The organism is Nonomuraea sp. NPDC049709, from assembly GCF_040674815.1.
Classification (GTDB): domain Bacteria; phylum Actinomycetota; class Actinomycetes; order Streptosporangiales; family Streptosporangiaceae; genus Nonomuraea.
Window position 1 is genome coordinate 82,224 of sequence record NZ_JBFANM010000050.1, and the last position, 7,784, is coordinate 90,007.

A 7,784-nucleotide genomic window follows, 5' to 3' on the forward strand; every position below is an offset into this window, starting at 1 on the left:
CGGTGTAGGCGATGCGGAGCCCGCGCTGGCTGTAGCCGCAGGCGCGGCCGGTCCCGGGGGCGCTTGCTCGCCAGCCGCGCGACCGTCTACCGGGTCCTGGACCGGGCCAGAGCCCAGCAGATCGCATGAGCGGCAGCCGGCCGACCCGGATCAGTCGCATGACAGTCAGCCTTCTTGATGGTTCCGGGCGCCGGGAGCCGGGCCGGCGACGAGTTCGGCCGCGCGTTCGGCGATGGCGTAGACGGTCGCGATGGTGTTGGCCGAGGGGATGGCGGGGATGACCGAGGCGTCGGCCACCCTGAGTCCGCTGAGGCCGTGCACCCGCAGGTCGCGGTCGACGACGGCCAGGTCGTCGTTCCCGAGCCGGCAGGTGCCCACCAGGTGGAAATAGGGCGCCACGGTGGCGCGGGCATAGGCCCGCAGGTCGTCGTCGTCGAGCGTGGCCGGCTCCGATATCGCCTTCTCGTGGCGCCAGGAGTCCAGGGCGCTCGCGCGGCCGATCCGATGGGCGATTCGCAACCCCCTGACCACTGTGGCCAGGTCGCGGTAGTCGTTGTAGTAGCCCGGGTCCAATACCGGAGCGGTGCCCGGATCCGGGCCGCCCAGGCGGACGGTGCCGCGGCTGAAGGGGCGCATGGGTGCCACCGCGATGGTGAAGCCCTGCTCGGCGCCGGCCTCGGGTACGTGGCCCAGGCCGTCGATGAAGAGGATCTGCAGGTCGGGCTCGTCAAGCGCGAAATCGCTGCGTACCAATCCGAAGACCTCACCGTGGTTGTGCGTCCCGGGCGGGACCGGCTGTGCCGAGCGGTACACCACGTTGGCCGCGGGGTGGTCGTGCAGGTTCTCTCCCACCCCTGGCAGCTCGGCCGTGACGTCGATGTCGTGCTTGCGCAGGTGGGCGGGCGGCCCGATGCCGGACTGCAGGAGCAGCAGCGCCGAGCCGATCGTGCCGGCGGCCAGCACGACGTCTTTCGAGCAGGCGGCGAAGTCGCGCCGCCCGTCGGCGCTGTACTCGACTCCGGTGCAGCGGCCCTCGGTGATGCGCAGCCGGTGCACCAGGGCGTCGGTGACCACCCGCAGGTTCGGCCGTCCCAGAGCCGGGGACAGGTAGGCGTCGGCGGCGCTCTGCCGCCGGCCGTCGACGATGTTGAGGTCGACCGGCCCGAACCCCTCCTCGATCCCGCTGCTGACGTCGGACGCACGGGGGTGGCCGGCCTGCAGGGCTGCCTCCAGGCAGGCCGCCAGCACCGGGTTGACCGGATCGGCGGGCGCGACGGTCAAGGGGCCGCCGACGCCGCGCAGGGTGCGATCTCGGCCGGGTGCGTTCTCGGTGCGTTTGAAGTACGGCAGCAGGTCGTCGAAGCCCCACCCGTCCAGTTGCCAGGCGTCGTAGCTGGAACGATGCCCGCGGGCGAAGATCATGCCGTTGATCGAGGAGGATCCGCCGAGCCCGCGTCCGCGCGGCAGGGGGATGGACGCGCCGGTGGCGGCTTGTCCGGTCGTGACGTCGCTCCAGCAGGCCGGGCTGTGCAGCAGCGTGGGCCAGGCGGGCGGCGTGGCCGCGGCGGCCGGCGGCTGCGCGCGGCCGGCCTCGAGCAGAAGGACGCGTGCGTCGTCGTGCTCCGACAGGCGGGCGGCGAGCACGCATCCGGCGGTGCCGCCGCCCACCACGATGAAGTCGTATCCGTGTGCCGTCGATGTCATGGTGTCTCCCCCGAGGTCAAGGTCGTTCCGAGTGGTCACGCCGATGCGTTGCGGCGTTAACACAGCTCACCATAACAATGCTAATTAGCATTGATACCAAAAGGTTGGCATCATTAGCGCCATGGCGATTACAAGGGCACAGATCCTGGCAGCGGCGGCGGGCCTGCTGGCCGAGGGCGGGCGCGAGGCGGTGTCCACCCGTGCGGTGTGCGCGGCTGCGGGCATCCAGGCGCCGACGCTCTACCGGCTGTTCGGCGACAAGGAAGGCCTGCTCGACGCCGTCGCCTCCTACGGTTTCGAGGACTACCTGGCCGACAAACAGGCGCTCGTCAGCCACAGCGAAGACCCGGTCGCCGACCTGCGCCGCGCCTGGGACCTCCATATCGACTTCGGCCTGTCCCATCCCGCCTTCTACAGCCTGATGTACGGCGAGGCCCGCTCCGGCAGGCAGTCGACGGCGGGCCGCACGGCCATCGCCATGCTGCACCAGCTCATCACGCGCATTGGCGAGGCCGGCCTGCTGCGCATGAGCATCGAACGAGCCACCCGCCTGGTGCACCTCAACGGGATGGGCACGATCCTGTCTCTCCTGGCCCTTCCGCCCACCGAGCGGGACCCCGAACTACCGGCTATAGCACTCGAGCACGTGTTGCGGACGATCATCAAGGGTGGCCCGCCCCTCCCGTCCGGGACGGTGGCCGGTCGGGCCGTTGCCCTACGCGAGGTGCTGCGGCAATACGGCACGCCCTCCTTGTCACCCAACGAGGGCGCTCTGCTCGCGGAGTGGCTCGACCGCATCACCAACGCCACCTGACTCGGCCTCCGCCACTGGGGAAACTGCCAATGGCGGCTCGAGATCCATCCTGCATCCACTGGCCGGCTGGCGGTCCGGAGACATGTGCGGCAGGCCGAGCCCCAGCAGGCCGAGCAGGTACGGCTCCGCCACCGCGCCGCTCGCACCGGCCCCGCCACCCGGCTCGGCGAGCGCCCCGCCCAGGTGCCTGATCTGCACGTTGATGAGCGGTTCGACCGGCTTGGCCAGCAGGAGCTCCACCGCGTCCGCGTCCAGACCGGTGAGCAGCTCCGCACGAGCGATGGATGGAGCCGGATCGGTGGGCTCGGCGGTGATGCCACCCAGGCCGGCAACCGGGACGACGCCGCGGCTGTCGGAGATCGCTCCCCCGATCTTGTCGATGCGCGCCAGCAGGTCCTCCCCCTGAGCCGCCTCACCCAGGTAGGCCAGATCCAGCGTCACCATCGGCGGCGCGCCGGGCGGCTGCAGCCGGTTGATCCAGACACTGAGTTCACGCGGCGCCTCGGCGGTGATCTCCAGGAACGCGTCGTACACCTCCCTGGTCCGGTGCTCCGGCCAGATCACGCGCCCGCCGTACAGGACCGGCGCGGGATACAGCTCGAGTTCGAGGGCGGTCACCACCGCGAAGTCCCCGCCACCGCCGCGCAGCGCCCAGAACAGCTCGGGATCGGACTCGGCGGTCACCCGGTCCGGCTCGCCGTCGGCGTCCACGATGTCGATGGCCCGCACGCTGTCGGAGGCGAAGCCGTACTTGCGGCTGAACCAGCCGACCCCACCGCCCAGGGTGCAGCCGGTCACGCTGACCCCCGGCGCGCTGCCGGACAGGCCGGTCAGACCCAGCGGACCGGCCGCCGCCAGCACCTGCCCCCACTTCACACCCGCGCCCACCCGGACCACGCGCTCCTCCGCGCGTACCTCCACCTCGTTCAGCAGGCCGGTACGCAACAGGATCAGGCCTTCCACATCACCGGAGGCGCCATGCCCGCTCGGCTGCGCGGTCACCGTCATACCCGCCCGCCGCGCGTAACGCACGAGCGCCGCCACGTCATCGGCATCCGCGGCCTCCGCCACGGCCGCCACCGGCTGCCGGACGGTCAGATTCCACGCAGTGGCCGCCTGTTCGAAGCCGTCGTCATCGGCCAGGAGCACGCACCCTTTGAGGACACCGCGCAGATCGTTGATCGTCGTCTCCCTTTTCGAGTTCTCAGAAAATGCGAAGGAATACCGTGCTGCACTACGGGAAGGACGGCGCCCCGACCAGCCCGGACAAGCGATCACACCAGGATGAGAATGGCCGCGACCCCCACCATCACCGCGGCGGTGAGGCCGTGGACGAAGAACGCCACCGCCCGCGGACCCCCGTTCCTGAGCACGACGACCATGTCGCCGAGCGGGGCGAACACGCTGGCGAGAATCAGCCAACCGAGCATGTGCTGGTTTCCCGTCACGAGGGCCGGGAGCACGACGAGCCCGGCTGTGATGTCCCGTACGCCCTTGACGGTCAGGTACGCGTTCATGGACACGGGAACCCCGTAGCCCGCCGCCGACGCGACCGGCTGCAGCAGGAAGCGGATGCCGATGAGGATGATCCCGATGGCGATCAGTCCGGCGAGCCAGGTGGCGATGGTGACCATGCCGTCTCCCTAAATCGTTGCTAGAAGTCTTAGCGACGCTAGACTAACGGCGCTCATCTGTCTAGCGGTGCTAGCATCTGGAGGGTGTCCACACAGCAGCGCAGAGAACGCGAACGCGCCCAGCGCCACGACCTGATCGTCAAAACCGCCCGCAAGCTGGCCGAGTCCGAGGGCTGGGACGCCGTGACCACCCGCCGCCTGGCCGACGAGATCGAGTACAGCCAGCCGGTCCTGTACAGCCACTTCGCCGGCAAGGACGCCATCGTCGCGGCGGTGGCGCTCGAGGGCTTCACGGAACTGGCCGTACGCCTGCGCGCCGCCACCGGGACGGGCGAGCCGCGAGCCGCGCTGGAGGGGCTGGCCAGGGCCTACATGACGTTCGCCGAGGAGAACCCCGCGCTGTACGACGCCATGTTCACGATGGCCGTGGACCTGCCGTTCGGCCAGGACGACACCCCCGAGCCGCTCCGGGACGGCTTCCAGGCGCTTTTGGCCGGAGTCGCGCAGTTCGCCGACGGCCGCGACCCGGCGATCCTGACGGAGGTCGCCTGGAGCGCCCTGCACGGGCTGATCGTCCTGTCACGCGGCGGCCGACTCCCCGCCTCAGGCCGCGAGGCCCGCCTGACGCTGCTGCTCGACCAGCTCAGCGCCACCCGCTGACCCAGCCACGTACGGTCAGTCGTTCCGGGCGCGACCTCCAGGCCGGGCCGGCGGCCCGCTCGGGCGGCCGGAGCGCGGCGGGCGGGGTCCAGGAGGGAGCTGACCGAGCGGCGGCCTGTCACCGCGCGGAACTGCTCCGCGTCCGGCTCCACCAGCACCACCCGGGCCTCGTCGCCCAGCTCGGCGACCTGCTCGTGGCCGCCCTTCTTCACGCCGCCGCCGCGGACGACGGGGGCGATGCGTCATGGTGATCCAGCATCGACCAGGAAGACCACAACAAGATCAACACCGTTTGGGGCTCATGACGCGATTCTCACCGGCACCCCTACTCGTCGGCGTAGGGCTTGAAGAGCACGTCGCGTTCCATCCACGACTCGTTGAGCAGCTCGCTGCGCACCTCGCCCTGGACGATTCCCAGGAGCAGGTCGGTGGTGAGCAGGTCGTACCTCTCCCACACGTCGCCGTTCCGGTCCGAGACCCGGATCGGGTACGAATCGGCCACCGCCTCGGGTGAGACCTGCCAATAGAGCGTCAGCCCCGTGCCGGTCGAGGCCCAGGGCAGCAGCCTGGAATCAGGGTCGAGATCGTCGGGCGGTCCCACGACCTCGTCCTCGAACAGGTCCTGGAGCTGTTCGAACTCCAGCCCCGACCGCTCGAGATCGACGTGCTTGAGACCGGGGCCGGGCGCCGGTACGTAGAGCCTCAAGCAGTCCAGCCAGAGTCCGCCACCCCCTGCGTCGAGAAGCTCGCGGTAGTCCTGCGGCACGGACGCCCCGAGCCGGTGCTCGACCTGTTCCCAGTCGAACGGGCCGGCCAGCGGTGCGAGACGTGCCGATTCGATCAGCTGCTGAGCACTGGTTGTCATGCGGGTGCTTTCCTCGGGGTTGCTGGTCCAGGTCCGATACTGTCCGAACCGGATCCCGCCCGCGCCCGGCCAGAAGAGCGCGAGTGGAGCAGGCCCTGGAGAGTTGAAGGACGGAACTCCGTCGGGGGTGGCTTCGGCCTCGGGGAGGAACACGTCGTCGCGGCGCCACAGCCCAGTATCTCGGCCGCGGTTGGCTCGCGCTCGTGGTTCACGTCGTCCTCTGTGATCCGCTGATCTGTACGTTGATCGGTCCGCTCGCCCGAGCGGCGGGCCAAGTAATGTGGGCGCTTACTTGCCTGACAAGTATCCGGGGGTCGTCAGGCATATCAGGTGCACTGCTTTGGTTCTGCCGCCCTGAGCGGGCGGTGGCCGGCGACGAGTCGGTGTCGTGGGTGGTGGTCGATGAGGACCTGGAGTTGCATGTCGAGGCGTGCGCGTAGCTGACTGGGGCTGCGCGTGGCGGGCCGGGCGTTCAACACCGGCAGGTCGGCCGCGTCGAGCTGGTGCCGTAAAAGATGTCGCCCCGCTGCCCTCGGCAGCGGTAACGTCCCGGGTTGATGTGGAGCGAAGTACGACCGCCGACGACGACTCAGGTCCGCGACGCCTTCGGTGTTGAGGTGGGCGAATTGCGGCCGCATCCGGGCGGGTTCGAAGCGGAAGTGTTCACCGACGGACGCTGGTTCATGAAACTGTGGCGTCAGCAGCCCGACAGTGACGCCGGTCTGGCGCTGACCGCTGAGTTGGCAGCTCGGGGCATCCCCGTTCCTGCGGCGGCGCGAGCACGTGACGGCTCTTACACCGCCGAGCACCATGGCCGGCGCTACGCGCTGTTCCCGTTCGTCGACGGCCGCCAGGGAACGTGGAACGACGCCGACGCGATCGCGCGGGCGATGCGCGCCGTACACGAGGTGACCGACCTCGACCTGCCCCGCACCGATATGGATGAGTGGTGCATCGAGGCGCTGCGCGACCGGCACGACCACCCTTGGATCATCGACCGCCGCGACGAGGTCATGGCCAACGTCGACCGGCTCGAAGCGGTGATCGAACGGGCACGCGCCATCGACGTGCCCCACGTCGTGTGCCACCACGACCTGTTCCCTCACAACGTCCTCGTTGACCGCGACGGCCGCATCGCGACCCTGCTCGACTGGGGCCACGCGATGCTGGCGCCTCGCGAGCACGACGTGTTCACCGCCCTGTGCGGGCCCGACCCCGTGCGCTTCCTGCGCGCCTACGGCGCGCAGGGACTCAACCCCACCCATCTCGAGTACGCCCGGCTCGCCCGCTCGCTGCGCGACCTTGCAGTTCGCATCTACAACGAGGTCGACCTGCAGGGCATCAACACCTGGGGCTTCGACGGGTTGCGCCGCGTGGACGCCGATCTCGAACTCTCCCGACCTTTTTGCGATCGCTGAGATCACCCAAGGCGTCGATCGACGAGAGTGCGGCGGGCGGGCCAAGGTGGACATCGTCCGGGCCTGGGGCGGCGGGCTGATCGCCTCTGCGGACGGGGTCCGCTTCACCGTGCCGGTGCAGACCCTGCACGCGGGAACGGCGGGCGATGCCGACGAAGGAGTTGGTGGAGACCCGTCCGACAGCCAGCAGTTCCCTGTCAGTCAGATCGCTCGGCACCGTAGTAGCCGTGGCGCATCCGCGACCTCATGGGGTCGGTGCCGTCCGCTTGGATGTGCCCGATCAGCATCGACCGCAGCGGCTCGGACAGCTGCATGCCGTGCGCGCCGCGCCGTCGAGTTGGGCCGGGCTCGGCGGGCGGGTGGACGAGTGCCGTCTCCTGACCGGCCTGCACATCCGCCGCTCGGTCGGCCGCACCGGCGTCTCCCTCTTAACCGGCTAATACCTATGTTTCCTCAGGTCAGCGACACGCCGTGATCTGCTACCTGCTGGCCGGATGGGGTCATCGCGGATACATCTGTTCTCATGATCGAACAAGGACTCCGGCTGGAAGAGCATGAGGGCAGCTGGATGCTGGCCGGACCGTCCGCCGGGCAGTTCGTCCTGGTTGATGAGTACCTGGCGTATCTGGCAGACCGGAACTACTCGCCCAAGACCGTCCGCGCCTACGGCTATGACCTGCTGGCGTTCT

9 protein-coding genes are annotated in these 7,784 nt (G+C 69.6%); 4 read left to right on the top strand and 5 right to left on the bottom strand.

Features of this window, described 5'->3' with window-relative positions; genetic code table 11:
* Window positions 1-165: 165 nt before the first annotated feature.
* Complete coding sequence (locus AB0J69_RS39825; protein ID WP_364128796.1) at window positions 166-1,704, bottom strand: GMC family oxidoreductase N-terminal domain-containing protein; 1,539 nt, start codon at window positions 1,702-1,704, stop codon at window positions 166-168.
* A 121-nt stretch (window positions 1,705-1,825) separates the two neighbouring features.
* On the opposite strand from AB0J69_RS39825, the gene AB0J69_RS39830 reads away from it, so the two are divergent.
* Window positions 1,826-2,518 carry a TetR/AcrR family transcriptional regulator gene (locus tag AB0J69_RS39830; RefSeq protein ID WP_364128798.1) on the top strand — a complete coding sequence of 231 codons (693 nt, stop codon included), beginning with the start codon at window positions 1,826-1,828 and terminating at the stop codon, window positions 2,516-2,518.
* Here the strand turns inward: AB0J69_RS39830 and AB0J69_RS39835 are convergent.
* Together AB0J69_RS39835 and AB0J69_RS39840 are read right to left on the bottom strand one after the other, a co-directional pair.
* Window positions 2,459-3,667, bottom strand: coding sequence for an FAD-binding oxidoreductase (locus tag AB0J69_RS39835; protein ID WP_364128801.1), 1,209 nt, complete (start codon window positions 3,665-3,667; stop codon window positions 2,459-2,461). The two genes, AB0J69_RS39830 and AB0J69_RS39835, sit on opposite strands and share 60 nt — an antisense overlap.
* A 125-nt stretch (window positions 3,668-3,792) precedes the next feature.
* A complete protein-coding gene (locus AB0J69_RS39840; RefSeq protein WP_364128803.1) occupies window positions 3,793-4,152 on the bottom strand; it encodes a DUF4267 domain-containing protein in 360 nt (119 codons plus the stop codon).
* Between the two features lie 84 nt (window positions 4,153-4,236).
* Between AB0J69_RS39840 and AB0J69_RS39845 the strand changes: the two genes are divergently transcribed.
* Window positions 4,237-4,812: a TetR/AcrR family transcriptional regulator gene (locus AB0J69_RS39845; protein ID WP_364128806.1), complete on the top strand. Its 576-nt coding sequence runs from the start codon at window positions 4,237-4,239 to the stop codon at window positions 4,810-4,812.
* A 325-nt stretch (window positions 4,813-5,137) separates the two neighbouring features.
* Here AB0J69_RS39845 and AB0J69_RS39850 read toward each other — a convergent pair whose 3' ends face one another.
* Window positions 5,138-5,677, bottom strand: a complete 540-nt coding sequence (locus AB0J69_RS39850; RefSeq protein ID WP_364128809.1) for a hypothetical protein — start codon at window positions 5,675-5,677, stop codon at window positions 5,138-5,140.
* Between the two features lie 557 nt (window positions 5,678-6,234).
* On the opposite strand from AB0J69_RS39850, the gene AB0J69_RS39855 reads away from it, so the two are divergent.
* Complete coding sequence (locus AB0J69_RS39855; RefSeq protein ID WP_364128819.1) at window positions 6,235-7,095, top strand: phosphotransferase; 861 nt, start codon at window positions 6,235-6,237, stop codon at window positions 7,093-7,095.
* 197 nt (window positions 7,096-7,292) lie between these two features.
* Here the strand turns inward: AB0J69_RS39855 and AB0J69_RS39860 are convergent, their stop codons facing one another.
* A complete protein-coding gene (locus tag AB0J69_RS39860) occupies window positions 7,293-7,487 on the bottom strand; it encodes a hypothetical protein (RefSeq protein ID WP_364128812.1) in 195 nt (64 codons plus the stop codon).
* A gap of 176 nt (window positions 7,488-7,663) precedes the next feature.
* Here AB0J69_RS39860 and AB0J69_RS39865 point away from each other — a divergent pair.
* A partial coding sequence (locus tag AB0J69_RS39865; protein WP_364128821.1) for a site-specific integrase occupies window positions 7,664-7,784 on the top strand: 121 nt, incomplete at its 3' end.

Coding starts and splice junctions, on each gene's coding strand:
- AB0J69_RS39830 (WP_364128798.1), top strand. CDS start 1,826: ATGGCGATTACAAGGGCACAGATCCTGGCAGCGGCGGCGGGCCTGCTG.
- AB0J69_RS39855 (WP_364128819.1), top strand. CDS start 6,235: ATGTGGAGCGAAGTACGACCGCCGACGACGACTCAGGTCCGCGACGCC.
- AB0J69_RS39825 (WP_364128796.1), bottom strand. CDS start 1,704: ATGACATCGACGGCACACGGATACGACTTCATCGTGGTGGGCGGCGGC.
- AB0J69_RS39850 (WP_364128809.1), bottom strand. CDS start 5,677: ATGACAACCAGTGCTCAGCAGCTGATCGAATCGGCACGTCTCGCACCG.
- AB0J69_RS39840 (WP_364128803.1), bottom strand. CDS start 4,152: ATGGTCACCATCGCCACCTGGCTCGCCGGACTGATCGCCATCGGGATC.